Annotated in this window: 22 protein-coding genes; 13 read left to right on the plus strand and 9 right to left on the minus strand. The window is 49.4% G+C overall.

What is annotated here, in order from left to right:
• Positions 1-4: 4 nt before the first annotated feature.
• The 6 genes from T500_RS0108995 (at position 5) to T500_RS0109020 (ending at position 8,902) form a co-directional block, all read left to right on the plus strand.
• Positions 5-952, plus strand: a complete 948-nt coding sequence (locus tag T500_RS0108995; protein WP_028907838.1) for a DNA/RNA non-specific endonuclease — start codon at positions 5-7, stop codon at positions 950-952.
• 478 nt (positions 953-1,430) lie between these two features.
• Entirely contained in the window at positions 1,431-4,694 is a 3,264-nt protein-coding gene (locus T500_RS0109000; protein ID WP_051611980.1) for a TonB-dependent receptor domain-containing protein, read from the plus strand.
• 140 nt (positions 4,695-4,834) lie between these two features.
• Positions 4,835-6,376 (plus strand): glycine--tRNA ligase, encoded by a 1,542-nt coding sequence (locus tag T500_RS0109005; protein WP_028907840.1) that lies wholly within the window; start codon positions 4,835-4,837, stop codon positions 6,374-6,376.
• 3 nt (positions 6,377-6,379) lie between these two features.
• On the plus strand, positions 6,380-7,015 hold the full coding sequence (locus T500_RS15635) for an FKBP-type peptidyl-prolyl cis-trans isomerase (RefSeq protein ID WP_051611981.1): 636 nt from the start codon (positions 6,380-6,382) through the stop codon (positions 7,013-7,015).
• Between the two features lie 43 nt (positions 7,016-7,058).
• Complete coding sequence (locus tag T500_RS0109015) at positions 7,059-7,895, plus strand: AAA family ATPase (protein ID WP_028907841.1); 837 nt, start codon at positions 7,059-7,061, stop codon at positions 7,893-7,895.
• On the plus strand, positions 7,892-8,902 hold the full coding sequence (locus tag T500_RS0109020; protein ID WP_028907842.1) for a DUF4435 domain-containing protein: 1,011 nt from the start codon (positions 7,892-7,894) through the stop codon (positions 8,900-8,902). Before T500_RS0109015 ends, T500_RS0109020 begins: the two co-directional genes overlap by 4 nt.
• A gap of 52 nt (positions 8,903-8,954) precedes the next feature.
• On the opposite strand, the gene T500_RS0109025 is transcribed toward T500_RS0109020, so the two are convergent.
• The 5 genes from T500_RS0109025 to T500_RS0109045 form a co-directional block, all read right to left on the minus strand.
• Positions 8,955-9,908, minus strand: a complete 954-nt coding sequence (locus tag T500_RS0109025) for a type I phosphomannose isomerase catalytic subunit (protein ID WP_036908922.1) — start codon at positions 9,906-9,908, stop codon at positions 8,955-8,957.
• 18 nt (positions 9,909-9,926) lie between these two features.
• Complete coding sequence (locus T500_RS0109030; RefSeq protein WP_013063436.1) at positions 9,927-11,384, minus strand: TrkH family potassium uptake protein; 1,458 nt, start codon at positions 11,382-11,384, stop codon at positions 9,927-9,929.
• The gene (trkA, locus tag T500_RS0109035; RefSeq protein WP_013065411.1) at positions 11,378-12,733 is read right to left on the minus strand and encodes a Trk system potassium transporter TrkA; all 1,356 of its coding nucleotides are present in this window, start codon (positions 12,731-12,733) and stop codon (positions 11,378-11,380) included. The genes T500_RS0109030 and trkA overlap by 7 nt, the downstream gene beginning before the upstream one ends.
• Positions 12,730-14,628, minus strand: coding sequence for a 1-deoxy-D-xylulose-5-phosphate synthase (gene dxs, locus T500_RS0109040; RefSeq protein WP_028907844.1), 1,899 nt, complete (start codon positions 14,626-14,628; stop codon positions 12,730-12,732). Before dxs ends, trkA begins: the two co-directional genes overlap by 4 nt.
• Positions 14,629-14,705: 77 nt before the next feature.
• Positions 14,706-15,242 carry a DUF4294 domain-containing protein gene (locus T500_RS0109045; RefSeq protein WP_013064610.1) on the minus strand — a complete coding sequence of 179 codons (537 nt, stop codon included), beginning with the start codon at positions 15,240-15,242 and terminating at the stop codon, positions 14,706-14,708.
• A gap of 211 nt (positions 15,243-15,453) precedes the next feature.
• On the opposite strand from T500_RS0109045, the gene T500_RS0109050 reads away from it, so the two are divergent.
• Positions 15,454-17,301 carry a hypothetical protein gene (locus T500_RS0109050; RefSeq protein WP_028907846.1) on the plus strand — a complete coding sequence of 616 codons (1,848 nt, stop codon included), beginning with the start codon at positions 15,454-15,456 and terminating at the stop codon, positions 17,299-17,301.
• Here T500_RS0109050 and T500_RS0109055 read toward each other — a convergent pair.
• Entirely contained in the window at positions 17,280-18,422 is a 1,143-nt protein-coding gene (locus T500_RS0109055; RefSeq protein WP_036908925.1) for a glycosyltransferase family 4 protein, read from the minus strand. The genes T500_RS0109050 and T500_RS0109055 overlap by 22 nt on opposite strands.
• Before the next feature lie 6 nt (positions 18,423-18,428).
• On the minus strand, positions 18,429-18,812 hold the full coding sequence (locus T500_RS0109060; protein ID WP_028907848.1) for a GtrA family protein: 384 nt from the start codon (positions 18,810-18,812) through the stop codon (positions 18,429-18,431).
• Positions 18,813-18,893: 81 nt separating this feature from the next.
• Here T500_RS0109060 and T500_RS0109065 point away from each other — a divergent pair, with 81 nt between their 5' ends.
• Genes T500_RS0109065 through T500_RS15640 form a run of 3 tightly spaced genes read left to right on the plus strand, consistent with a single transcriptional unit; the run spans position 18,894 to position 21,743 of the window.
• Complete coding sequence (locus T500_RS0109065; RefSeq protein WP_028907849.1) at positions 18,894-19,670, plus strand: polysaccharide deacetylase family protein; 777 nt, start codon at positions 18,894-18,896, stop codon at positions 19,668-19,670.
• Positions 19,671-19,684: 14 nt separating this feature from the next.
• A complete protein-coding gene (locus tag T500_RS0109070) occupies positions 19,685-20,632 on the plus strand; it encodes a glycosyltransferase family 2 protein (RefSeq protein ID WP_028907850.1) in 948 nt (315 codons plus the stop codon).
• The gene (locus tag T500_RS15640) at positions 20,616-21,743 is read left to right on the plus strand and encodes a glycosyltransferase family 87 protein (RefSeq protein WP_051611983.1); all 1,128 of its coding nucleotides are present in this window, start codon (positions 20,616-20,618) and stop codon (positions 21,741-21,743) included. The genes T500_RS0109070 and T500_RS15640 overlap by 17 nt, the downstream gene beginning before the upstream one ends.
• On the opposite strand, the gene T500_RS15645 is transcribed toward T500_RS15640, so the two are convergent.
• A complete protein-coding gene (locus T500_RS15645) occupies positions 21,689-22,894 on the minus strand; it encodes a glycosyltransferase family 87 protein (RefSeq protein WP_080694847.1) in 1,206 nt (401 codons plus the stop codon). The genes T500_RS15640 and T500_RS15645 overlap by 55 nt on opposite strands.
• Positions 22,895-22,994: 100 nt before the next feature.
• Here T500_RS15645 and T500_RS0109085 point away from each other — a divergent pair, with 100 nt between their 5' ends.
• The 3 genes from T500_RS0109085 to T500_RS0109095 are packed head-to-tail and all read left to right on the plus strand — an operon-like array spanning position 22,995 to position 25,664.
• On the plus strand, positions 22,995-24,047 hold the full coding sequence (locus T500_RS0109085; protein WP_028907851.1) for a pyridoxal phosphate-dependent aminotransferase: 1,053 nt from the start codon (positions 22,995-22,997) through the stop codon (positions 24,045-24,047).
• Positions 24,048-24,052: 5 nt separating this feature from the next.
• The gene (locus tag T500_RS0109090) at positions 24,053-24,781 is read left to right on the plus strand and encodes an NTP transferase domain-containing protein (RefSeq protein WP_028907852.1); all 729 of its coding nucleotides are present in this window, start codon (positions 24,053-24,055) and stop codon (positions 24,779-24,781) included.
• 1 nt (position 24,782) lies between these two features.
• A complete protein-coding gene (locus T500_RS0109095) occupies positions 24,783-25,664 on the plus strand; it encodes a glycosyltransferase family 2 protein (RefSeq protein ID WP_028907853.1) in 882 nt (293 codons plus the stop codon).
• Here T500_RS0109095 and T500_RS0109100 read toward each other — a convergent pair.
• Positions 25,661-26,494, minus strand: coding sequence for a phosphorylcholine transferase LicD (locus T500_RS0109100; RefSeq protein WP_028907854.1), 834 nt, complete (start codon positions 26,492-26,494; stop codon positions 25,661-25,663). The genes T500_RS0109095 and T500_RS0109100 overlap by 4 nt on opposite strands.
• Positions 26,495-26,514: the final 20 nt, after the last annotated feature.

The raw sequence follows: 26,514 nt of genomic DNA on the forward strand, positions 1-26,514 counted from the left end.
AAGTATGAATAAGATGTTTTATTCTTTAGCAGTCTTTGCATTGGTTGCTTGCGGTGGTGGTAGCAGTAGTAGCGATGGTCCTAATCCTACTCCCGATCCAACGCCTACACCTACACCAACTCCTACAGTAGGCAATGCTAATAAGAACGATGCTTCTGAGAATGCCTATCTGGCTCGTTTGGAAATGCCTAAGGCTCGTACCGATTCAAAGGTGATTACCCATACTACCAAGGATTATGGCGTAACCTATTCGGTAGAGTGGGATAGCAATATCCGTGCTCAGCGCTGGACTTGTTACGATATGAACAAGCGCAACGCTGCCAAGAACGGTAATACCCGTAAGTCGCTTTGGCCTGATGGTGATCCCTGGAACTACGATCCCGATGTAGCTACGAGCGATCAGCAGGCCACCTATAGCGAGCTCAGCAAGAGCTATTATCCTGGTTCTAAGGATTATTACGAAAAGGGTCACGTTTGTCCTTCAAACGACCGCCTTTATACCAAGGATGCTAACGAGCAGACTTTCTACATGACTAACATTCTGCCAATGGTAGGTAAGTTTAATGGTAAGCTTTGGCAGAAGATGGAGCTGCAGGTAAACAGCTGGGCTCAGAAGTTGGGCGATGGCGACACCATTTTTATCTGTAAAGGTGGTACCATCGATAAGGCCGATCAGATTCTTGGCAAGACAATCAACAATCATGTCGTGCCCAAGTACTTCTTCATGGCGCTGTTGTTTAAGAACGCTTCTGGCCCCGTACGTATGTTAGGCTTTTGGGCCGAGCATCTGAACGAAGACAAATCGGGCGATGCACTCAAAAGTTATGTAGTAAGCATCGACGAATTGGAGGAAAAGACAGGTATTGATTTCTTCTGCAATCTCTCTGATACAATTGAGGAGCAGTTAGAATCAAAAACAGCAGACGACATTATTTCTGCCTGGGGACTTTAAGAAAGTCACAACGGTCACACGGTCACAGCTGTGACCATGTGACCGCTGAAGTGTGACAAACAAGTTTTTATGTTTTGAAATATTTGATTATCAAATAGTTATGGTAATTTTAGATTGCTAAGTGACTGCTAATGGTCACATGGTCACAACTGTGACCGTGTGACCGTTTTTTCGTTAGCTAAGGTTTGAATGGGTAAAACCTAAGGGCTGCAAGTACAATGCCTAAGGGTAACAGGTACAAAGAGCCTGAGAAATAATCATTTGCCTATACTCAAACGATTGTTTGCCTATACGCGAACGACTATTTGCCTATACCCGATTTGAAACGCAGTTCAGAAATGTGAATTTTCTTAATAAAAACTTGCATCCTATTGTTTTATTTTGTATCTTTGCCCCGTAAGTGGAACAATTTAACTGGTTGAAGATGAAAAGACTTTCTACATTACTATTTGTACTTTTGACAATATCGCTTTCTGTTATGGCTCAGGTTACTACATCTGGTATTACAGGTGTGGTGATGGCTGATGGCGAAGAGGCTATCGGTGCTACCGTTACGGCCAAGCATGTGCCTTCGGGCTCTATCTATCGTGGTGTTACCAATATCGATGGTCACTACACGATTACAGGCATGAAGGCGGGCGGACCTTACGAGGTTGAGATATCGTATATCGGTTTCCAGACATCGCGTTTTACCGATATCCAGTTGGCACTGGGTCAGAATGCTGTGGTCGATGCCACCCTGAGCGAGGGCTCAGAGATGATTCAGGAGATTGTGGTAACGGCTAAGGCCAACAATACCATGCGTAGCGACCGTAGTGGCGCTGTAACCAGTCTGAACGCTAACCAGATGGCTGCTGTGCCTAATATCGGTCGTTCGATGCTGGATATCATGAAGATGACGCCACAGTCGAGCTCGGCCAGCGGTATGGCTATTGGTGGTGGAAACTACCGCCAGTCGTATGTCACCATCGATGGTGCCTCGTTCAACGATTCGTTCGGTATGGAACCCAGTCCGCTGCCTGGTGGCGGCACTCCCATCTCGCTCGAGGCACTCGATCAGATGACCGTTTCGGTTACGCCTTACGATGTGCGTCAGAGTGGTTTTACTGGCGGTGGCGTGAATGCGGTTACCAAGAGTGGTACCAACACCTTTAAGGGTATGGCCTATACCTTCCTGACCAGTTCCGACCTGAAGGGTAAGAAGATTCGTAACGACCGGTTGCCCGTATCCAAGGGGCATAACAGCACCTTTGGCTTGAGCTTTGGCGGACCGATTATCAAGGATAAGCTCTTCTTCTTCCTTAACGGCGAGTACGAGGATAATGTGACGGCTGGCCCAGCCGTGATGGCTTATAACCGCAGCGACCAGCCCTATTCGGCTACGAATCGTCGCCCCAAGTTGGCCGAGCTCGAGAGTCTGTCTACCTACATGCAGAACGCTTATGGTATTACCACAGGTCCTTGGCAGAATTATAACCTGAAAACGCCCGCCTACCGTATTCTGGCCCGTATCGACTGGAACATCAACGACGATCATAAGTTTAACGTGCGCTTCACCAAGTCGAACCGTAAGGAGGCCAACCCCGCTTCGGCATCGCGTAGTATCGGTAGCAATCGCACCTCTATTATCTATGGTGGCAACCAGAACTCGTATGGCGGCAATACCGATTATGGTATGTCGTCGCTCTCAAGCCGTTATATGACCGAGTTCCGCTTCACTTCGGTGGCTGCCGAGCTCAATAGCAAGTTCGGTAAGCTGCATAACACCCTGCGTGGCACCTATTCGTATCAGGACCAGCCCCGTAGCAACGAGTATGGTGTTGATGTGCCTGTAGTTGAGATTGTGATGAGCGATGGTCAGGGCCATTATCCTTACTGGGCGCTTACCGGCGATTTGTTTACTTATGGTAATGTGGCCAAAACCAAGACTACCGTGATTACCGACGAAATCAATATCCAGTTGGGTAAGCACAACCTGTTTGGCGGTTTGCAGTACGAGCACAACTGGGCTGCCAACGGCTATGCTCAGGCTGGTGCCGGCTATTATGCCTTCCAGGCGAGTCAGGACGAGATAGATAAGGCCATCGTAAACAACGACTGGGGCCCGATTTTCGCTGTAGATCACACCCGCTTGTTTGGTATCACCTACGGCAATGGCGACAATCACGATCATTTTGTGGCTAAAATGAGCACCAACCAGTGGTCGCTCTATCTGCAGGATAACATGAGTTTGAGCGATCGTTTCCGCATGTCACTTGGTCTGCGTTTCGAGCTGCCGTCTTATCCCAGTCTGAAGGATAATTTCAACGAGGAGTATTATAAGATTAGCTTTGGTGGCGAGCATTTCCGCACCGATAACGTGCCCAAAGCCAGCATCTCGGTATCGCCGCGTGTGGGCTTCAACTGGGATATTACCGGCAATCGTAACCTGATACTGCGTGGTGGTTCGGGCCTCTTCATCGGTCGCCTGCCGTTTGTTTGGCTCATCTCGGCTGTAGGCAACTCAGGTATGGGACAAACCTCGTATATTGCCTCGCAAACCAAGGGTATTATTCCTACCTTTACCACCAGTCAGCAGAATATGCTGCAGCAGATAGGTGCTCAGAGCAAGATTTCGGTGCCCAGCAGCGCCACTATCCTGAGCGATAACCTGCGTATGCCCAAAACGTGGAAAACCTCGTTGGCACTCGATGCCAAGCTGCCTGGCGATATCGACTTTACCATCGAGGGTATCTATAACCGCGATATCAACCCCGTAGTAGTGGCCAATCGCGACATCTACTGGGATGGCACTTCTACTATCGACTTAGGTCACGGCGATGTGCGCCATAAGATGTCGTATTACGATGCCAACTCTTCCGCTTATGTGCTCGAGAATGCAGGTCATAAGGCCTACTATATGTCGCTCAGCGCCCAGTTGCGTAAGAAGTTCGACTTTGGTCTCGATCTCTCGGCCAGCTACACCATCTCAAGGGCCAAGACCTATACCGATGGTATCGGCAACCAGGTGGCATCGGCCTATAACAACTACCGCAACTCGGTTAATGCCGTTAATGATAACGAGTTGGGCTATGCCACCTACGTGGCTCCTAACCGCTTGCTGCTCTCGGCCAGCTACACACTCAACGAGGGAAAGAACAACACCTCGCACTTCTCGTTGGTTTACGATGGCTACCAGTATGGTTTCCTTACCGAGTATGCTTTCAGCCGTTACAGCTATATCTTCTCGGCCAACGTTAACAGCGACGCCTTGGCGCCTGCCAACCTGATTTATGTGCCCGCCTCGCGCCAGGAACTCGACAGCTGGGACTTTGCCGAGAGTACCTACGGCGCTAACCATCAGGTATATACCGCCCAGATGCAGCGCGACGATTTCTGGGCTTATATCCAGCAGGACGATTATCTGAAGCATCGCACCGGTAAGTATGCCGAGCGTGGTGGCGCTAAGATGCCTTGGCACCATCAGATCGACTTTAAGTTCGAGCATGATATGAGTCTCCTCTGCGGTAAAACCAAGCATACCCTGCAGTTAGGTGTCGATATCCTCAACCTGCCCAATTTCCTTAACAAGAAGTGGGGACTTTACAAGCAGGTTACCGAAACGTCGCTGCTCTCTTATAGCAAGGGTCAATACACCTACAATACAGTTAATGGCGAGCGCCACCTGCACACCTATTCCGATTTCCTCGGTCTGCAGTCAACGTATCAGATTATGTTTACTATTCGTTATCTGTTTAATTAATAGAGATTAATCCTCGCCAAAAGGCGGGGATTTTCTATGATTTTATGTTAATTATCAACTTTCAATTCTCAATTATCAATTTATTTGTGTAACTTTGCAGCCAAATTATATAATAGTAAATTGTCAAATTGTAAATAGAGATGGCACAAGAAGATGTATTTAAGAAGATCGTGAGCCACTGTAAGGAGTATGGCTTTGTATTCCCCTCAAGTGAGATTTACGATGGTTTAGGAGCCGTTTACGATTACGGTCAGAACGGTGTAGAGTTGAAGAATAACATTAAGCAGTATTGGTGGAAGGCTATGACGATGCTTCACGAGAACATCGTTGGTATCGATAGTGCCATCTTTATGCACCCCACCATTTGGAAGGCATCAGGTCACGTTGATGCTTTCAACGATCCCTTGATTGACAACCGCGACTCAAAGAAGCGTTACCGCGCCGATGTACTCATCGAGGATCAGATTGCCAAGTACGACGAGAAGATCCAGAAGGAGGTTGAGAAGGCCCGCAAGCGTTTTGGCGACAGCTTCGACGAGGCAAAGTATATGGAAACCAGCGAGCGCGTAAAGGAGACTAAGGAGAAGCGCGACAATCTGCACGCCCGTTATGCCGAGGCTATGCAGGGTCCCGATCTCGAGGCTCTGAAGCAGATTATCCTCGACGAGGAGATTGTTGATCCTATCAGCGGTACCAAGAACTGGACCGACGTTCGTCAGTTCAACCTGATGTTCGCTACCGAGATGGGTGCCAGCGCCGATGCTTCGATGAAGGTTTACCTGCGTCCTGAGACTGCTCAGGGTATCTTTGTAAACTACCTGAACGTGCAGAAGACCGGTCGTATGAAGATTCCTTTCGGTATCGCTCAGATTGGTAAGGCTTTCCGTAACGAGATTGTAGCCCGTCAGTTCATCTTCCGTATGCGTGAGTTCGAGCAGATGGAGATGCAGTTCTTTGTAGCTCCTGGTACCGAGCTCGAGTGGTTCCCCAAGTGGAAGGAAACTCGTATGAAGTGGCACCAGGCTCTGGGCTTCGGTGCTGAGAACTATCGTTTCCACGACCACGATAAGCTGGCTCACTATGCTAATGCAGCTACCGATATCGAGTTCAAGATGCCATTCGGCTTCAAGGAGGTTGAGGGTATCCACTCTCGTACCAACTTCGACCTGAGCCAGCACGAGAAGTTCTCTGGTAAGAGCATCAAGTACTTCGATCCTCAGACCAACGAGAGCTATACTCCATACGTTATCGAGACCTCTATCGGTGTCGATCGTATGTTCCTGAGCATCATGTGCCACGCTTTCGAGGAGGAGAAGCTCGAGAATGGCGAGACTCGTACCGTACTCAAGTTGCCCGCAGCCCTCGCACCAGTTAAGTGCGCTGTTATGCCTCTGGTTAAGAAGGATGGTCTGCCCGAGAAGGCACGCGAGATTATCGACCAGCTCAAGTTCCACTTCAACTGTCAGTACGACGAGAAGGATTCTATCGGTAAGCGTTATCGCCGTCAGGATGCCATTGGTACTCCTTACTGCGTAACTGTCGATCACGACACCCTCACCGATGGTAAGGTAACCCTGCGTTTCCGCGACACCATGGAGCAGGAGCGTGTAAACATCAGCGATCTTAACTCAATCATCGAGGATAAGGTAAGCATCGCCAGTCTGCTTAAGAAGCTTCAGTAAACAATGAAGAATTTTAAATACATATGGATTGCCGTGATACTGTTCCCACTTGTGGGAATGGTATCATCGTGCACCGAAGATGAGACCGAAGAGGGCGAGTTCGACAACTGGAAGCAGAAGAACGAAACCTTCTTTAATCAGGTGGTTTCTAATTCTAACTACAAGAAAATCCTGACTTACACTAAGGATACCACAAATCCCAGTATTACCGATGCCGACTACATCTACGTAGATGTGCTGGAGGAGGGAAATGGCACCGAAACAGCACTTTTCACCGACTCAGTGTTCTATACCTATCGCGGTAGATTGATTCCATCAAAGACATATGAGAAAGGTTATGTGTTCGATCAGTCGTTCTTGGGCGATTTCGATTGGTCAAAGTCTGCTATGCTCAAGGCGTGCGTAAGCTGGAATAAAGTAACCACAACATCGGGCACAACCACGAGTTTGTTCACCGAGGGTTTCTGCACAGCCCTGCAGCACATGAAGAAAGGCGACCATTGGCTGGTTTACATCCCCTATCAGCTTGCTTATGGCGAAACTACTTCATCGTCCATTCCTGGCTACAGCACGCTGGTGTTCGAGATTGCTGTTGCTGATGTGTGGCACCCAGGCGAATCGCGCCCTGCTTTTAAGTAAGTAGCACTAAGAATCACAAAACTTTTTATAAAATCCATTGCCTATGCCTAAATACGCCGATTATATTAAACGCATCGAAATCGACTCGCTTTGGAGCGGGAAGAAACATATCGTGTGGGAACTTAACCGTCAGGTTAACATCCTCAGTGGTACTAACGGTCAGGGCAAAAGTACCATCCTGAATAAGGTGGTAAAGGGTTTGATTGCAGGTGGCGAGTTCCCCTCGCACATGCTCAAGGGGGTTCACTTGGATGTGGTGCCCGAAGATGCCAAGTGGATTCGTTACGATATGATCCGTTCGCTCGATACCAACCTGCAGCAGGCATTGGCCGAGGGCGAGGGATTCCTCCGTCAGGCCTTTTCGGCATTGGCTGGTGTTGGTGGTGGTTCGCTGCTCGATATCCAGCTCTACAACCTGCAGCGCAAGTACCTTGATTATCAGGTAAACATAGGCAATCGCATTATCGAAAAACTGCAGAGCGGCGATACCGATGCCGCTCAGCAGCTTTCACAAAAAAAGTCACGTTTCCAGGACATTGTTGATGAGCTGTTCCGCGAAACGGGCAAGAAAATTATCCGTACCGAGAACGAACTTCGCTTCACCCAGATAGGCGAGGTGCTGTTACCCTACCAGCTGTCGAGTGGCGAAAAGCAGATGCTGATTATCCTGCTCACTGTACTGGTCGAGGATAACCAGCCTTATGTGCTGTTTATGGACGAACCCGAGGTATCGCTCCATCTCGAATGGCAGAAGCGTCTGGTCGATCTCTGTGTCGAGCTTAATCCTAACGTACAGATTATTCTTACCACCCATTCGCCCGCCATCGTTATGAACGGCTGGGTTGATGCTGTTACCGAAGTAAGCGATATTACGGTATGAGTTATCGCCTGAAGGATAATATTAACTCTAAGTATTTCGAGGCGGCCAATGCGCTCACCTCTAAAAAGGCGCGCCGTAGGATAGTGGCCTATGTCGAGAGCTACGATGATATCTACTTCTGGCGCACCGTTCTCAGCGAGTTCGAGAACGATATGCGCTACTTCGAGGTGATGCTACCCTCAAAAATCAATCTCACTCGCGGCAAGAAATCCGTACTTATGAACTTCCTCGAGGGAGAGCCTCTGGGACGCGATATGATTGCTTGCGTAGATGCCGATTACGACTACCTGATGCAGGGTCGCACCCATCAGTCGCAGCGCATCTTGAACAGTCCGTATGTGTTCCACACCTACGTGTATGCCATCGAGAATTTTCAGTGTTACGCCCCTTCGCTGCATAATGTATGCGTGTCGGTAACACTCAACGATCATCGTATCTTCGATTTCCGCGATTACTTCCAGCAGTTCTCCGAGGCCATTTTCCCGCTTTTTGTGTGGAGTGTGATGGTGTATCGCAATGGTCATTACCCCAAGTTCTCTATTACCGACTTCTGTCGTATTGCCGATCCGGGCGGTTTCAGTGTGCAGAATCCCGCAGCCTCTATCAACAACGTGAAGCGTAAGGTGCGCACCAAGATCAACGATCTGCAGCGCCAGTTCCCCGATGCCAAAGATGAGTATCTGCGTACCAAGGACGATATCCGTGCTTTAGGCGTAACGCCGCAAACCACCTATCTTTATATACAGGGTCATCATTTGTTCGACACCGTTGTGTCGCCCATCCTGTCAAAGGTGTGCAATCTGTTGCGCCAGGAGCGCCAGAACGAAATCTATCACGCCTCTGCCCATCGTACGCAGAAGCGAAACGAAATGTCCTGCTACGAAAACTCGCTGCAGGACATTAAAACTATGCTTAAGAAAAACACGGGCTACATGAGTTGCGAACAATTCCAACGCCTGCAGTCCGATATTCGCGATTATTTAGATAATAAGAACATAAGAACATAAATAAGGCTGCGCGTAGCTAAAATTATGTCCTTATGTTCTTTTTATCAAAAAACTATACGAACGTTTCGAGGAATTTGACCGTTCCCTCAACTTTTACTTCGGTGGTGGTGGCGGGCAGCAGGATGGTGTCACCCATGCGGAAGGTTGTCTCCTGGCCGTTGGCTTTGATGGTGCCCTCGCCCTTTACGGCAATCAGGATTACAAACGAGTCAAGCTCTGTGTAATCGAGTGTCATAGGCTCAGTCAAGTCGTAAACGGCTGTGGTAAAGTAGGGGCATGTAGCCACCTGTACGCCCTCGTTCTTGGTGCGCTCGTACTCGGCACGATAGTTGGGCAGCACGGTGTAGTCGATGCTCTCAGCCGCCAGCTCGGTGTGCAGCTCGCGGTAGTTGCCGTTCTTGTCCTTACGCTTAAAGTCGTAAATGCGGTAGGTTACGTCGCTTGTCTGCTGTATCTCAGCCACAAAGCAACCGGCACCAATGGCGTGTATGCGGCCGGCTGGAATAAAGAATACGTCGCCCTCGTTCACCTCGTAGCGTGCCAGCGCATCCGTAATCGTATCGTTCTCAACCATCTGCTTGTACTGCTCAGGCGTAATCTGCTGTTTCAGTCCGTTGTACAGCTGTGCACCTGGGGCACTCTCAAGGGCATACCACATCTCGGTTTTGCCGCGTGTCTTACCCTGTCGGTGGGCAATTTCATCGGTAGGGTGTACCTGTATGCTCAGGTCCTGACGGGCATCTATAAACTTAATCAGCAGGGGAAACTCGTCGCCAAAGCGCTCGTAGTTCTCCTGGCCCACCAGCTTACCTTTCAGCTTGCGTACCAGTTGGTTCAGGCTCTTGCCTTTGTACTCACCCTCGCTTACGATGGTCTCGTTGTCCTTTACACCCGAAATCTCCCAGCTCTCGCCTACATTCTCCAGGGTGTCGTTTAAATGCTTAAAGGGGATAATCTTGTCGCCTCCCCACAGTGTCTGCTTCAGCAGCGGTTCAAATTTAATCATAGCTATATTAGTGTTAGTTTAATTTTCTTTCCAGAAGGTACGTGTAAACAGTACCAGCACCGTCATAATCTCCAGACGTCCCATCAGCATCAACGGACACAGAATCCACTTGATGTATTCGGGCAGTATCGACCACGACATCACCGGTCCTATCTGCGTGCCCAGTGTTGGGCCTACGTTGCTCACACAGCTCAGGGCTATGGTAATGGCGTTGGTGTTATCAATGCCAGCCACAATCATAATGGTGGCCGTTACTAATGTCATCAGCATGGTGAGCGTGAAAAAGGCAAACAGCGCCACCAGTTTTGATTGTGGAATACTCATGCCGTTAATCTTTACAGGCAGCACAGCATTGGGGTGTAGTATCTGGCGGAAGTTATTACGTACCACTTTTAGCAGCATCACGCCTCTGATACACTTAAAGCCACCGCTGGTACTACCTGCACAGGCACCTAAGTACATTACCACACCCAATATCACCCAGGTGATATGTGGCCAGGTACCCGCATCCTCGTTAAACATACCCGTGGTGGTGATAAACGATACCACCTGGAACAATGCAGCACGGAAGGCATGCTCTAAGTCGTAGCCCATACGTGTCAGCAGCAGGTACATAATCCACAGTGTTGCACCTATCACCACGCTTACGTACAACTTGAATTCCGAGTTGGTCAGCAGCGCCTTCAGTCGCATTTTTACAATGCTTAAATATAATAAGGTGAAGTTAATGCCCGACAGGAATTGGAATGTAATCGAGATATAGTCGATGGTAGGCGAGTGGAAGTACTCCGTGCTCTCGTTGTGTATCGCAAAGCCGCCTGTAGCCGTGGTGGTCATGGCGTAGTTCAGTGCCTCAAACCAGTTCATGCCTGCAGCACAGTACGATAATACGCAGGCCAGCGTTAGTATTAGGTAAATACTCCAGATCCATTTGGCAGTTGTGGTTAGTCGTGGGTGCATCTTGGCCTTGATGGGGCCTGTAGCCTCGGCGGCAAACACCTTTACACTACCACCCACCAACGATGGCAGGATGGCGATGGTAAAGAATACGATTCCCAATCCGCCAATCCACTGGGTGAGTGATCGCCAGAATAATATGCCGTGTGGCAGTATCTCCACATCGTCGATAATCGAGGCGCCCGTAGTGGTAAAGCCCGATGTTGATTCAAAAAAAGCGTCGGTAATGTTGGTAATACAGCCGTGGGTCAGAAACGGAAACATACCGAATACCGAGAACACCAGCCAGGCGGCCGTTACCAGCAGGTAGGCGTCTCTACGGCTCAGACTGTTGTCTGCGTTACGTCCCATATACATAAACGTAAAACCGCTGCCAAAGGTTATCAGCAGCGATATCAGGAATGCCATCAGGTCGTCCTCGTGATACGAGAAAGCCACCAGTGCACATAGCGACATAAACAATGCCTCTATCAGCAGCAGCGAGCCTATGATTTTACTGATGATACGGAAGTTTACCATATCGCATTCTTCTTGAAGTACTTTTCTATGTTGTTCAGTTTCTGTTCATGACAGAATACCATCACCGAGTCGCCCGCCTCAATCTGCGAGTTACCGTTCACCAGCATACCGCGCCCGTCGCGTACCAGTCCGCCGATAGTTACGCCAAATGGCAGTCCTAAGTCCTTTACCGGTTTCTTGGTCACCTTCGAATCCTCGGCAGCCGTAAACTCAGCCACCTCGCTGTCCACCATCATCAGCGATCGCAGGTTGTTCACGTCGGCATCCAGCAGCATCTGGTAGATATGGCTGGCGGCGATGGTCTTCTTATTGATAATCGTACCGATATCCAGACTTTCGGCCATGCTCACGTAGTCCAGGTTCTCCACCATCGCTACTGTTTTGCGCACGCCCATCTTCTTGGCAGTCAAACAAGCTAGAATGTTGGTCTCGGCATTCTCGGTCAGCGCCACAAAGGCCTGTGTATTTCTGATGCCCTCCTCTTCCAGCAGTCCCAAGTCGCGTCCGTCGCCGTGGATTACCATCGTGTCCTGGTTCTCCAGTAGCTCGTTCAGCTTTTCGCAGCGCTTGGCATCCTTCTCAATAATCTTCACGTGCATATAGTCGGGGGTGGTCAGAGCCGCACGTACGGTGGTTTTGCCGCCGCCCATCATAATCACGTTCTTCACGTCGGTATAGTGCTCCTTACCTACTATCTTGCGTATGTAAGGTATATACTCCTTGGTAGTCATAAAGTAAGCCAGGTCGCCCACTCTCAGTTCGTCCATACCGCTTGGTATAATCGTGTCGCCTCCGCGCTTAATGGCCACAATGTGGTACGGGTCGTCGGGGCCGCACAGGTCCTTCAGCGGCTGGTTCAGTATCTCGGCCTGCTCTCTCAGCTTTATGCCCAGCATGGTCAGTGCACCATCGTGTACATCCCAACGCTGGCGCACCCACGATAGCTTTAAGCCGTTGTTGATGTCAATGGCTGCCAGTACCTCGGGGTAAATCAGCGAGTCAAGTCCTAAGTTCTTAAAAAAGGGTTGTAAGCTGGGTGCCAGGTACTCGTAGTTATCAATACGTGCTACGGTTTTCTTAGCGCCCAAGGCGTGTGCCAGGATGCAGGCGTTAATGTTTGTGCTCTCCTCGGGTGTTACACCCACAAAAAGGTCGGCGTTGGGCACACCGGCCTCTTTCAGAGCTCTGATGCTGGTTGGCGATGCGCAATACGTCATCACGTCGTACTCGCTCATTTTAGCCAGTCGCTCCTCGTCGTCATCAATCAGAATGCAGTCCTGATGTTCTCTCGACAGCAATTTCGACAGGTGAGTACCTACGGCGCCTGCACCTACTATCACAATCTTCATGCCTCCAAAATAGCTTTCTTAATGCCTTCTTCGTCAATGCCTACAATGTGCTGCAGCTCCTTTACGGTGCCGTGCTCCACAAAGTTGTCGGGCAGTCCCAGTCGTGTGACCTTTGGTGCGTAACCGTGATCGTTCATCCACTCCAGCACAGCGCTACCCAGTCCGCCTTGGCGTACACCGTTCTCAACGGTAATCACCTTCTTAAACTTCTTGCCTACCTCTTCCAGAATCTCCTCGTCAATAGGCTTCAAGAATCGCATGTCGTAATGCGCAACGCTAATTTTTCCATTTTCAATTTTCAATTGTTCAATGGCGCGTGTTACGTTATTACCAATCGGGCCAATGCTCAGCACAGCTATGTCGTCGCCGTCGTGCAGTTTACGTCCGGTACCCACCTTTATCTCCTCCAGTGGGCATCGCCAGTCCTGCAGCTCGCCGCCACCACGTGGATAGCGTATCACGAACGGACCCTTGTTAGGCAGCTGGGCGGTGTACATCAGTCGTCGTAGCTCGTGCTCATCCAGTGGCGAGCAGATGGTCATGTTTGGTATGGGGCGCAGGGCAGCCAGGTCAAAGGCACCATGGTGTGTGGCACCATCCTCGCCCACCAGTCCCGAGCGGTCAAAGCAGAACACCACGTTCAGGTTCAGCAGTGCCACGTCGTGTATGATATTGTCGAATGCACGCTGTGCAAAGGCACTGTAGATATTGCAGAAGGGCAGCAGTCCGTCCTTGGCCATACCGCCGCTGAATGTCACGGCGTGTCCCTCGGCTATACCCACGTCAAACGTGCGTTCGGGCATCTCTTTCATCATGATATTCATCGAGCAGCCACTAGGCATGGCTGGTGTCACACCCACTATCTTGGGGTTCTGCTTAGCCAGTTCTAGCAGCGTGTGGCCGAATACATCCTGGTATTTCTGTGGCTTGGTGGGGTCGTTGTCCACCAGGCGCTCACCAGTATCGGGGTTAAACTTGCCCGGTGCGTGCCATACCGTTACATCCTTCTCGGCTGGTGCATAGCCATGTCCTTTCTTGGTGTGCAGGTGCAGCAGTTTGGGACCTGTCATATTCTTTAGCTGACTCAGTATGCGCACAAGTTCCTTCACGTTGTGACCGTCAAACGGACCGAAGTACTGTATGTTCATACCGTCGAAAATATTCTGTTGGTGGCTGATGGCGCTCTTCATGGCGTTTGTCAGTCGTATCAGGCCTTTCTTGCGGTCGTCGTTCAGCAGTCCGTGGCGATTAAACCAGCGTGCCGTTTTAAACTTTATGCAGTTATACGTCTCGTTGGTGCTCAGGTTCAGCAGATACTGCTTCATACCGCCAACACTGCGGTCGATACTCATGTTGTTATCGTTCAGGATGATCAGCAGGTTGTTGGGACTGCTCGATACGTTGTTCAGTCCCTCAAAAGCCAGTCCGCCGCTCAGTGCACCGTCGCCAATCACAGCCACCACATGGCGGTCGTGCTTGCCCTCCAGCTCAGCAGCTACGGCCATACCCAAGGCTGCCGATACCGAGTTGCTGGCGTGTCCGCAGGCAAATGTATCGTACTCGCTCTCTTCGGGCGATGGGAAAGGTTTGATACCGCCCAACTTACGGTTAGTGCAGAATCGGTCCTTACGACCAGTCAGTATCTTATGACCGTAAGCCTGGTGTCCCACGTCCCAAACTATTCTGTCTTCAGGGGTATTATATACGTAATGCAGTGCAACCGTAATTTCGGCCACACCCAAACTCGAGGCTAAGTGTCCAGGGTTCACTGCCACCTCTTCAATGATGTCGCGTCGCAGTTCGTCGCACACTTGTGGCAATTCATCCACCTTCAGTTTTCTCAAATCCTCTGGCGTCTGGATCTTATTTAAAAGAGTAAACTCAGTTTTTTCCACACAAAAATTCTTTTATTTCGAGTGCAAAGATATACATTTATTATTAAACTGCAAAATATATTAGCAATTTTCTTAGTTTAAATCTGCCCACTTTCCACCATCAGCACCACGCGTTCGGTCAGTCGGTCCACGCCCTTTGCGTCGTACTCCTTTTTCAGGCTGGCACCAAAGCCCCAGGCGAACACCTGCCAGAATCCCGCTCTCAGCGGTCCCATAAAGGCTTTAATCATATCGTAGCTGCTCGAGTGGCATTCTCGGTCAATCAGTTTTATCAGCAGTTTACCTTGGCTGTAGGTCAGTTTTTTCATTTTGGGTTTGTAGGTTTTAAATATGTCGGCCTCTACGCGCTTCATGTGTTCCGCCTTTTCCTGGTCTGTTTGCAGCGTTTCCAGATATTCGGTGGTTTCAATCAGCATCATGCGTGCCTCTTTGGCTATAGGCAGCACTTTCTTCACGTTGTTCACCAGTCGCATATACTGCTGGGCCTGTTTTTTGTTTTTAAATGTCAGTTGCGGGTACACATACACATTGTTCATCTCCATGTATTGTATGCTGTCGCCTTCGTGTAGCACCTTTCCCACCTTCACGGTAGGCACAAATGTAGGCGAGTCCATCTCCGCCAGCACCTGCTCGGCAGTTATCCGTTGTTCCTCCTGCGCATGGGCGCAAGCAGCGCAACACAGCAATGCTATGATAATCCCTTTTCTCATTTTCGGGTGCAAAATTACTATTTTTTTGCTATGTAACGCATGTTTTAACACGAAAAAATAAGATTATTAGTAAATTTTTCCATACCTTTGCATCATCAAAAGATTCGCTAAATTAATGAAACTAAGATTGTTATTACTATTCTTACTACCATTCTTGGATATAAAAGCGCAGGAATCGCATGGATGGGAGACGTACTTGAATCAGGTGATGACGGCTGAAGATGCAGCATCGGAGGGCTGGCAGCAGACGTACGACCTGCTGAGTGACTTAGTGCAGCATCCCATCAATATTAATACCGCCACGCGCGACCAGCTGGAAGCTATCCCTTTTTTGTCGGCACAACAGGTAGAGGAGCTGATGGCTTACCTTTACCGCTATGCGCCGATGCGATCGACTGCCGAACTACGCATGATGACGCTGTTGACACCTGCCCAGCGCGAACTGCTGAGCTACTGCGTTTATACAGGCGAGAGCGCCCCCAAACACTATTTACATCACGAGCTGACCGCTACAGCCAAACTGCCACTGAGCGACGGACACTGGTTTCGCTACCAGCTGCAATATGGCGATCGGCTGAAGGCAGGGTTGGTGGGTGATCTGGATGCAGACGAACCCTTTATGAAGGATTGTAACCGATGGGGGTATGATTACTATGCACCATATGTACAGCTGAACCACTGGGGATGCATAGAGACAATGGTATTAGGCAGTTACAGGGTGAGTATGGGCATGGGCTTGGTGATGAACAACAGCTTTAGTTTAGGAAAGATAGCCATGCTCCAAAACTTGGGGCGCAGCACAAATACTCTCCGTGCACATTCCTCAAGGACGGAGAACGCGTTGCAAGGGGGTGGTTTAACCCTGAAGCTGGGTCGCGGTTGGCAGGCTACAGCATTTGTGGGCTATGTGCCGATGGATGCCACGCTGAACAAGGACGGTAGTGCACGTACAATACTAACCACTGGCTATCATCGTACGGAAACCGAAATAGCTAAGAAACATAATATGCACGCCCTGAAAACGGGTGGTAGCCTGCGCTATACGGGACACGGTCTGCACATAGGGTTGAACGGGCTTTACGTGCATCTGGACCGGCCGCTTCAACCTAACACCAAACTGCTGTACAACCTGTACAAACCGCAGGGCAGCAGTTTTGTGAATATGAGTACGGATTATGGCTATGCCAACCGTCGTTGGGCGCTGAACGGCGAAACGGCCGTGGATGGATATGGTCATATAGCAACCATCAATAGTGTGAGTGTGGCGGTGGAAAGTAACCTTACGTTGATGGCAGTGCAGCGTTATTATCAGTACCGCTACACTTCGCTGGATGCGCAGAGCTATAGCGACGGGGGCAGCGTGCAGAACGAGAGTGGGGTGTATGTGGGAGCAACTTGGTTGCCATCGACTAAATGGCAGGTGTCGGCTTATGCTGACTGGGCTTACTTCCCATGGGTAAGGTACAGACAGCCGGCGGGTACTTATACGATGGATTATCTGCTGCAGACGACATATACCAGCAGTCACTGGAAACTGAGCGGCAGGTACCGGCTGAAAGCAAAACAACAGGAACACCGCACCAGAATGACAACTGAATACAACTGGGATTTCGGCTTAGGCCTGCGTACCCAACTGGATGGTTACTACGGAGCGGCAGAAGGAACAGAGATGGGCGCCATGCTGAGCGAGAGCATAGCTTACGCTTATAAGTGGCTACGACTGAACGCTGGGGCGGGCTATTACCATACGGATAGTTATAACAGTAGGCTGTTTGTGTATGAGAACGGACCGCTATATACCTATGCCATGCAGCAGTTATACGGCGAGGGCATACGTTACTGGCTGATGCTGCGCATTAACGCTGGGAAGAGCGTGCTGCTAACCGCCAAGATGGGCGTAAACAACAACTTTGAACGTGCATCGAAAACGGATATGATGGTTCAGCTGCGACTTAAAATCTGATGATAGAGTTGGTAAACCTGACCTGCGACATCGTTGCCAGCGAAACGTTGTACATAACCCTGACTGCGCTGGATGCGTGTCTCGCGATGGGCTGAACCGACAAGCGAGCGTCGGATAGCATTGGACATGCCTAGCACATCGCCTGGAGCCACATAGATGTTGTCGGGGCCGCCAGCCTCTTCGAGACATGAACCGCTGCAAGCCACTACAGGCAAACCGCAACGTATGGCCTCGATGATAGGTATACCAAAACCCTCGTAAATACTAGGATAAACAAACACTTCGGCCATGGCGTAAAGGGAGGGCAGATGCTCGTCGGGCACACCATGCAGGATACGCACACGCTGTTGCAATTGGTGCTGCTGCACGTAGGCCATGACCTTTTGGGTGTATGGAGTGGGGCGGCCGATGATGACCAGCGACACATCGGATGGCAGATAGGGCAGCGCCTGAACGGCCTGCAGCACGTTTTTACGCGTCTCGATAGAACCTACATTAAGAATGTAACGCTGGGGCAATTGATAATGTTTGGCTACCTGCTGCAGCACGGCGGCATCGCTTTCGGCACCGAAACGTTGAGCACAACTCTGGTAGATGAGCGATATTTTCTCGGCTGGCACCTGACCGTACTCGATGATGTCGCGACGGGTACATTCGCTGATGGCAATGATATGGGTGGCCTCGCGCAGGGTGCGTCGGAACTTCCATGTGTAGAGCTTTACGTCGATGGGATTGTAAAACTCGGGATGACGCAGGAAAATAAGATCGTGGATGGTAACCACGCTGGGGATGCCGCTTTGACTGATGCCAAGGGGAAGTTCGCCCGACAAACCATGATAGAGTTGGATGCCATCGCGCTTAAGATCGGCAACGATACCCTTGGTGCGCCAGTAAGCGTTGCCCAATGGCCAGCGCTTGTTGGCAAACTTAAATGCTATATTGGGGCGCTCTGCGATTTGATTACGCAAAGGATCGCGACCAGCATCGGGGGCATAGAGACTGAGCTTCAGGGGATACTGTGCCAGATCGTTAACCAACGTGCGGCCATAGGCACCAAGACCTGTGCCGTTGCGAACAATGCGCTTGGCATCGAAGCCAATATGTAGGGGTGTGTTACTCATGATATCTTATTGCTTTTTAAAGTGCTTGAATACAAAACGAACCATGATGAAATTGGCGGGCACAGCGATGGCCAAAACAGCCAATGGGGCTACTGCACGACTGAGGCCCAGCCATAGGAAGAAATTAAACAGCACGATGTGCAGCACGTAGTTGACTGCATGGGCGCCGCCAAAACCAATGCCGTTGCGGGCTGAGGTTTTTTCGCGGAAGGTGAAGTGGGCCGATAGGTAGTAGTTGACCAAGAAACTAACGATATAGCCCACCGTATAGGCAATGTTAACCTCGATAAAGTGCTGCAGCAACCAATACACACCGTAGTGGATGGCGGCGGCGGTGGTGCCCACAATACCGAAGCGAACAAGCTGACCAAATGTTTCCTTTTCGAACATGAACATGAAATTTTGGTGCAAAGATACAAATAATTCGGTATAATTGTGTACCTTTGCACACAAATTATACCAATTATTATCATGATACTATTGAGTTTTGATACCGAAGAGTTTGATGGACCACGCGAGCATGGCGTGGAATTTTCATTACAACAAGGTATGGTAGTTTCGAAGGAAGGTACGCGCCGCATATTGGACTGTTTGAAGCAGAACGGTGTGAGGGCTACTTTTTTTTGCACGAGCAATTTTGCAGAGAATGCACCCGACCTGATGCAACGGATTATGGATGAAGGGCACGAGGTGGCCTGTCATGGAGTGGACCACTTTGAACCGAAAGATACTGACTTTGCCCGATCGAAGGAGATTGTGGAACGGGTAACCGGACGAACGGTGTACGGCTACCGACAGCCACGTATGTTCCCGGTGGTGGAGAGCGAAATTAAACGGGCTGGCTATCGCTATAACTCAAGCCTGAATCCCGCGTTTATACCCGGTCGTTACATGCATCTGACTGAACCCAGAACCTGGTTTATGAAGGATGGAGTGATGCAGATACCGGCATCGGTAACACCGCTGATACGATTCCCGCTCTTCTGGCTGGCGCTGCATAACCTGCCACAGAGCGTGTACCACTGGCTGGTGCGAAGGGTACTGAAACATGATGGTTACTTTGTAACCTACTTTCACCCATGGGAGTTCTACGACCTGAAGGAGCACCCCGAGTTTAAGATGCCCTTCATTATTAAGAACCACAGCGGCCGCGAGATGGTAGGGCGATTGGACAAACTGATAAAAATGCTGAAAGCCAACGGTCACGAATTCTTAACTTACACTGAATTTACAGACAAACAACTATAAGATACAACAAGTGTATGAAAACGGTAACAATTATACTGCCTGCTTATAACGAGGAGTCGTCGTTCGAACTACTGAAAGAACGGATGAGTGAGGTTGTAAAACAGAACCCGGATTACAACTGGGAATTTTTGCTGGTGAACGATGGTAGTACCGACCATACGCTGCAGCAGATGATGCGACTGCACCGCGAAGACCAGCATTACAGCTATCTGGACCTGAGCCGCAACTACGGCAAGGAGATAGCGATGATGGCTGGTTTTGACTATGCCAAAGGCGATGCCGTGATAGTGATGGACGCCGACATGCAGCATCCGATAGATGTGATACCCGAGATGCTGCAGTATTGGGAGCAGGGCTACGACGACGTGTATGCCACCCGACAGGATAGTAAGGAGAGTTGGCTGAAACGTACCACATCGCACTGGTACTACGAGGTGTTGCAATCAGTAACCAAGGTTCCCATTCAGAAGGATACCGGCGACTTCCGATTGCTTGACCGCTCGTGTGTTGAGGCCTTGAAACAGATGCGTGAAACCGAACGTAACACCAAGGGTATGTACTCGTGGATAGGATTCCGCAAAAAAGGTATCGGCTACAAACAATTGGAGCGACAGTCTGGTGAGAGCAAATGGAGCACACGAGCACTGATGCATCTGGCACTGAATGGCATCATGTCGTATACTACCGCACCGCTGCGACTGGCTTCGGTACTTGGGCTGATCGTGTCGTTTGCAGCTTTCCTGTATTTGATATATATTATTGTAATCACCAATTTGTATGGCGAACCTGTTCAGGGTTATCCTACTATGATGGTAACCATACTCTTCTTAGGTGGCATACAGCTGTTAAGCTTGGGTATCCTGGGTGAGTATGTAGCAAAGATTTTTAATGAAGTGAAGGGTCGTCCAGGCTACTTTCTTAACTCCTATAATGGCGAACGAAACAATGTGGCAAAAAATTAAGAACATAAAGAACAAAGAGCAGATTTTATTTTGGTTGGGACTGATTATTATGGTGGCTGCAACTGCCATAGAAACACTGCGTGGCAGAGCCAGCAACTACTATGTGTATAGCGATGCCACCAACATGTTCTGGCATGGATTGACACCTTACACCCAACAGTTTATTACCGACCATGGACGCTATTTTCTTTATACCCCAGTGTTTACCACCTTGTTTGCGCCTGTCCTGCTGCTGCCCAAATGGTTAGGGCCGTTTGCGTGGAACGGCGGATTGTATGCCTTGATGGTAACGGCCATCAGAACGTTGCCGGGCGAGGTAAACCAATATAGAACCAAGATTTTCGGATTCCTGCTGTTGCTGATTGTGCAGGGTACCTTCTGCTTTCAGTATAACTTAGTGGTGTGTGCGTTGTTCCTGCTGGCCTTTACGTTGTTGGAGCGTAACCAGCTGCTGTGGGCGGTGCTGCTGATTATGATTTCGGCCACTACCAAGATTTACGGCGGTATAGAGTTGGCGTTGCTGTTGTGTTACCCCAAAATGTGGCGTAACTTAGGCGCTGCTGTGCTGATGGGGGTGGCCTTGCTCTTGCTGCCAGCCTTGAACCCGATGTTTGAACACCCGTTAGACCTGTACCGACAGATGGGCGATATGCTTACCCAACATGGTGATTCTGGTACCTGGGCAGGACTGCTGTTTGCACCCGTACTGCGCGATGTGCTGCTGCCAAACATGCGTGCCATACAGTTGGGCGTTTTAGCTGTATTGGCTGTAATCTTCTTCTGGAAGAAAGCGTTGTGGAGCGATTACAGATTCAGGGTATCGGCCTTAGCTGTGATGATGGGCTACGTGATACTGTTTAGCGACAGTCCGGAAACACATACGTACCTGATTGCCTTAGCTGGTTACCAGATGGTATTCTGGCTGCAGCCCAAGCATACTACGCTCGACTGGGTGATTTTCTGGCTGCTGTTTGTAAACTTCTGCATCTTCCCCGTAGATGCGCTCTGTCCTGTAGCAGTATATAAATTCTTCCACAATAACTTCTGGTTTGATATCTATTGCATGACGTTGGCTTGGGTGCGTATGGTCTGGGCTGTAGTCAAGGCATAATCCTTGGTGAACATCTCGTAAATGAGTTTAAACCAGATAATAGCTATAGGCAGGGCTTTGAGCGAATAGGGTTTGATGAGCTGGCGCCATATCTCTTTGGGGAATAGGTCGGATGGCGACATCGATGTAATTATAAAGGCGAAGATGATGAGTGCCAGATCCCAGCGGTTGCGCTGCCAGGGACAGGTGAGATACCAGATGGCTACACCAGGCATGGCGATAATGTAGCTGTACGACTCGGAACCGGTGCTGAACAAAACAATCGTCATCAGTGCTGAGGCTACGGCTGCCAGACGGAATCCCTGATGGTTATACTGATCGAGTCGCAGATAAGGCAAACCGAAGAGAATGGCACCGGGCAGGATAAGCCAGAGGTCGTTGTAACTGGCGATGCCCGAAATCTTACGCACCATACCCAGCAGCGAGATGTTCTGACCGGCGGCAAACTGGTTGAGGTCGTTCTTATGTACCAATACATCGTACCAGGCGCCATACTGGCCGCATACGTAATCGACCCCGAAAACGAACATGGGTAGTATCGACAGTATCACCATCCAAGCTACGAACCAGCCTAAGAACTGGCGCTTATTGTGCGAGAAGGGGAAGAACGCCAATCCCGCAATGCCGTAGATTTTGGTAACTGTGCCCAGGGCGATGAGGAATGCCGCCCAGCTGTCCTTCTGCTTCTGTGTGAGGTAATAGGTAAACAGAATGCAGGCTAAGATCAGACTGTTGCTCTCGGAATCGAGAATACAGGTATAAGCCTCGACGGCTATAAACCATAGAATGAACAGTTGCTGACTGCGGTTGAAGAACGATTGCCGTATGCTCCAATAAGGTACAAGCGTGATGAGCAGCATCCAAATAAGGCGCCCTAGCTGATAGGGTAGCACTGCCATGGGTGCCATGAGCAGCGGGAATAGTGGGCCGTATAGAAAATAATTACCATCTTCGGGGTAAATGATGTACAGCGGCATTTGTTGCCAGGCATGCCAGAATGAATGGTAGAAGATGGAATAATCGAGATCGAACTTACCCTTGAGCCAAATGCGCAGCCAAGGGATGATGGCCATGACGAGCCATATAAAAAACACGACACGGAAGTCGGTTAGGTAGTGTTTAATCTTGCAGGTTAATACAGATTGTTTCATGATCAAAAGGTAAATATTTCTTTGCAAAGGTATAAAAATTTTGGTAGTTTTGGTATAAAAAGCTAAAAAAATTGTAACTTTGCACCCAAATAGAATAAATATGGAGAAGGAAATGAATTTTCTGGATAGAAATGAGTTTAATTTCGAACCCAGTGAGAAAGTGGTAGAGGCTATCCGCAATTTTGACCCAAAGACATTGTGTTTTTATACCCGCATTTACGATCAGGGCAAGAAAAGCGTTGTATCGGTAAAGCTGAGCGAGATATACGGCGTACCCGAAGAGCAGGTGCTGCTGGCTTATGGTGGTGAAGACATACTGAAGAATGCTATTCACTACTACCTGATGAAGGGCGACAACAAGAAAATACTGATACCAGAATACTCATGGTGGTACTACAACAAGGTGGCCAGCGAGTGCTACGGTACCTTTGAGATGTACCCCTTGCACGAGCAGGAGGATACCTTTGCCTACGATGTGGACGAGGTGATAGAATATACTAATCGCATTCATCCTCGTATGTTGCTGTTGGCATCACCTAACAACCCCACGGGTAACTGTCTGACACCCGAGGAGATCGGTCGTATTATGGAGAATATCCCTAGCGATACGATGGTGCTGATTGATGAGGCTTATGCCAGCTTTATTACCAGCGATACCGACTATATCGCACCACTGGTAAACAAATATCGCAACTTGATCATCTCGCGTACGCTGAGTAAGTTCTACGGACTGCCCGGACTGCGTTGTGGCTTTGGCTTTATCGGTGCCGGACACGATCATTTTGTAAGCTATATCAACAAGTACTTGGGTTACAACCGCTTCTCGGAGGCTGTGGCATTGGCTGCGCTCGATAGCGATGAGCACTACCGCCAGGTGGCCGATGATATGGAGTGGGGCCGACAGCTGTACAAGAAAGCACTGGGCGACAAGCCTGGCTTTAAGGTGTATAAGAGTGTGGCCAACTTTATCCTGATAAAATATCCTGTAGAGATTAAGGAAGCCCTGCAGAAGGCGCTGGCTGATCAGAACTACAAGATAAAGTTTATGAGCGATAAGGGCTTGGAGCAATGTGTGCGTATAACCTTGGGCCGCAAGGAGCAGACACAGGTTGTAGTTGACACTATTTTGAAGGTGTTGGGTGATAAGTGTTAGTTGATATGATAGGTGTGATATTGGCAGCGGGAATGGCCAAGAGACTTCGCCCGCTTACTGACGAGAAACCCAAATGTCTGTTGGAGGTAGGTGGTAAAACGCTGTTGCAGCGTACGGTTGACGCGATGATAAGCGCTGGCGTTAAGGAGTTTGTGGTAGTAACAGGCTATCGTGAAAACATGATTCGCGAGTTTTTAACTGTCAACTATCCACAATACACTGTTCACTTTATCGACAACCCCGATTACGAGCATAACAACAACATCTTTTCGTTGTGGTTGGCCATGCAGCAGTTGCATGGTAGCGAGGTGCTGTTGATGGATAGCGATATACTTTGCGATCCTGAGGCTGTGCGCCGTGTGGCCCAGAAAACCACCCCCGCATTGGCTATGCAGCAGCATGAGCTGGGCGAGGAGGAGATGAAGATTGTGGTTGATGAGGCTGGACGTATTACCGAAATAAGCAAGACCTGCAGTCCTGCCGACGCCATTGGCGAGAGTGTGGGTATTGAGAAGATGACACTTACCTATACCGAGGCCATCTATCAGGAATTGCGCAAGATGATATTGGACGAGGGACTGATTGACATTTTCTACGAGCGGGCCTTTGAGCGCCTGATACCTCAGGGACATACGTTTGAAGTGGTAGATACCACCGACCTGTTCAGTTATGAACTCGATACTCCCGAGGACTTGGAAAAAGCTTCGGCAGCATTACCAAAAGAATTGTATTAATATGGATAAACCTCTGTTCTCGATATTGATCCCAACCTGGAACAACCTGAAGTTCCTGAAGATTTGTGTGGATAGCATTCGCAAAAACTCAACGTATCCGCACGAGATACTGATTCATGTGAACGACGGTAGCGATGGCACGCTGGAGTGGGTAAAGGCCGAGGGACTGAAATATACGCACTCGCCCGAGAATATTGGTGTGTGCTTTGCGCTGAACGGTTTGCGTCCATTGGCCACCACCGATTACATATTGTTTATGAACGACGATATGTACGTGTTGCCCGACTGGGATAAGAATCTGTACGAGGAGATAGAATGTATCGGACATAAGATGTTCTTCTTGTCATCTACCTTGATTCAGCCACGCCCATTCTTCTGTAAGAGTGTGATTGCACCAGCCGACTTTGGACAGACCGTGGAGACCTTTGACGAACAGAGACTCCTGAACGAATATAAAAACCTGCCACACTACGATTGGAAAGGCGCTACATGGCCACCAAACGTGGTGCATAAGGATATATGGGACTTGGTTGGCGGCTACTCGATTGAGTACTCGCCAGGTATGTATAGCGATCCCGACTTCTCAGCCAAGCTCTGGAAGGCGGGCGTAAGAATCTTCAAGGGCATAGATAAGAGCAGGGTATACCATTTTGAGGCGCGTTCAACCCATCGCATTGTGAAGAATGATGGCAGTACGCAGTTCCTGAGAAAATGGGGTGTCACATCGGCATCGTTTATGCGCGATGTGCTGCAGCGCGGCGAACGCTGGGATAGCGAGAACGACACTAGTGCCGCCTTGAAGAAAGATCTGACAAGAAGTAAGCTGAAGAAAGCCCTGACGATATTCCGTGATGTAAAAATCAAGAATATCTGGGAGGATTAACCCTTCATATTGGCACGCTGATCGTCGTAGTTGCGATAGGGCAGCTGGTAGTCGAGATAATGAAAATCGTGCTGTCGCTGTTCGTCGTGCTTAGGGATGGTCATATAATCGCCGTATTTGGTAGTCAGGTAGGTATCGAAATGCTCAACACCCATAAACGTGATATCCTCGAACTTGATGGGTGTGGGCTGGCCTAACACCGCCTTGTTGATGATGCCGTTCTTGCCATCATCGTAATCGGCTATCAAATCACACTTGTCGTAATCATAATGCATCATAATGCGGCGCATCTTCTGCTGCACATAGTGGTTGGTAAACAGCTTCTGACACAGCAAAGGCACTATGGCACTGAGATCCTTACCATGTTTGAACGGATCGCGGTGGATGTAGTAGATAACACGCTTCCAGAATTCGTAGCGCGCAAAGTTCAGGCGTTGCAACAGCTTGTTGGCACAAACACCATCCAAGGGGAACACATCAATATACAAACCACCGATATAGTTGATATGCTCGCGCTCTATCAGCGTGGTGCTGGCATCCTGGATTTTACCGAAGGGACCTGGATAGTTGGGATCGGTCTCGGCACAAACGGCTTCGAATGGCTTGGGTAGCCACTCGTGGGCATGCGCCATCAGTGTATCGTAATCCTTACGTGGCATGGCGATATCCATATCATCATCCCAAGGAATAAAGCCCTTGTGGCGCACTGCACCCAGCATGGTGCCTGCCCAGAGATAATAGCGCAGGTGGTGCTCCTGACATACTTTATCGACGGCCTGAAGAATTTTCAGGATGTGGAGTTGAAGGGGACGGATATCGTAACTTGCCATAAAACTATTGTTATTTGTTT

It is taken from the genome of Xylanibacter ruminicola Ga6B6, from assembly GCF_000687715.1.
GTDB classification, from domain to species: domain Bacteria; phylum Bacteroidota; class Bacteroidia; order Bacteroidales; family Bacteroidaceae; genus Prevotella; species Prevotella ruminicola_B.

What these genes read in the sequence shown, in the direction of transcription:
- T500_RS0108995 (WP_028907838.1), top strand. Translation starts at nt 5, where the DNA reads ATGAATAAGATGTTTTATTCTTTAGCAGTCTTTGCATTGGTTGCTTGC.
- T500_RS0109000 (WP_051611980.1), top strand. Translation starts at nt 1,431, where the DNA reads ATGGCTCAGGTTACTACATCTGGTATTACAGGTGTGGTGATGGCTGAT.
- T500_RS0109005 (WP_028907840.1), top strand. Translation starts at nt 4,835, where the DNA reads ATGGCACAAGAAGATGTATTTAAGAAGATCGTGAGCCACTGTAAGGAG.
- T500_RS15635 (WP_051611981.1), top strand. Translation starts at nt 6,380, where the DNA reads ATGAAGAATTTTAAATACATATGGATTGCCGTGATACTGTTCCCACTT.
- T500_RS0109015 (WP_028907841.1), top strand. Translation starts at nt 7,059, where the DNA reads ATGCCTAAATACGCCGATTATATTAAACGCATCGAAATCGACTCGCTT.
- T500_RS0109020 (WP_028907842.1), top strand. Translation starts at nt 7,892, where the DNA reads ATGAGTTATCGCCTGAAGGATAATATTAACTCTAAGTATTTCGAGGCG.
- T500_RS0109025 (WP_036908922.1), bottom strand. Translation starts at nt 9,908, where the DNA reads ATGATTAAATTTGAACCGCTGCTGAAGCAGACACTGTGGGGAGGCGAC.
- T500_RS0109030 (WP_013063436.1), bottom strand. Translation starts at nt 11,384, where the DNA reads ATGGTAAACTTCCGTATCATCAGTAAAATCATAGGCTCGCTGCTGCTG.
- trkA (WP_013065411.1), bottom strand. Translation starts at nt 12,733, where the DNA reads ATGAAGATTGTGATAGTAGGTGCAGGCGCCGTAGGTACTCACCTGTCG.
- T500_RS0109045 (WP_013064610.1), bottom strand. Translation starts at nt 15,242, where the DNA reads ATGGACTCGCCTACATTTGTGCCTACCGTGAAGGTGGGAAAGGTGCTA.
- T500_RS0109050 (WP_028907846.1), top strand. Translation starts at nt 15,454, where the DNA reads ATGAAACTAAGATTGTTATTACTATTCTTACTACCATTCTTGGATATA.
- T500_RS0109055 (WP_036908925.1), bottom strand. Translation starts at nt 18,422, where the DNA reads ATGAGTAACACACCCCTACATATTGGCTTCGATGCCAAGCGCATTGTT.
- T500_RS0109060 (WP_028907848.1), bottom strand. Translation starts at nt 18,812, where the DNA reads ATGTTCGAAAAGGAAACATTTGGTCAGCTTGTTCGCTTCGGTATTGTG.
- T500_RS0109065 (WP_028907849.1), top strand. Translation starts at nt 18,894, where the DNA reads ATGATACTATTGAGTTTTGATACCGAAGAGTTTGATGGACCACGCGAG.
- T500_RS0109070 (WP_028907850.1), top strand. Translation starts at nt 19,685, where the DNA reads ATGAAAACGGTAACAATTATACTGCCTGCTTATAACGAGGAGTCGTCG.
- T500_RS15640 (WP_051611983.1), top strand. Translation starts at nt 20,616, where the DNA reads ATGTGGCAAAAAATTAAGAACATAAAGAACAAAGAGCAGATTTTATTT.
- T500_RS15645 (WP_080694847.1), bottom strand. Translation starts at nt 22,894, where the DNA reads ATGAAACAATCTGTATTAACCTGCAAGATTAAACACTACCTAACCGAC.
- T500_RS0109085 (WP_028907851.1), top strand. Translation starts at nt 22,995, where the DNA reads ATGGAGAAGGAAATGAATTTTCTGGATAGAAATGAGTTTAATTTCGAA.
- T500_RS0109090 (WP_028907852.1), top strand. Translation starts at nt 24,053, where the DNA reads ATGATAGGTGTGATATTGGCAGCGGGAATGGCCAAGAGACTTCGCCCG.
- T500_RS0109095 (WP_028907853.1), top strand. Translation starts at nt 24,783, where the DNA reads ATGGATAAACCTCTGTTCTCGATATTGATCCCAACCTGGAACAACCTG.
- T500_RS0109100 (WP_028907854.1), bottom strand. Translation starts at nt 26,494, where the DNA reads ATGGCAAGTTACGATATCCGTCCCCTTCAACTCCACATCCTGAAAATT.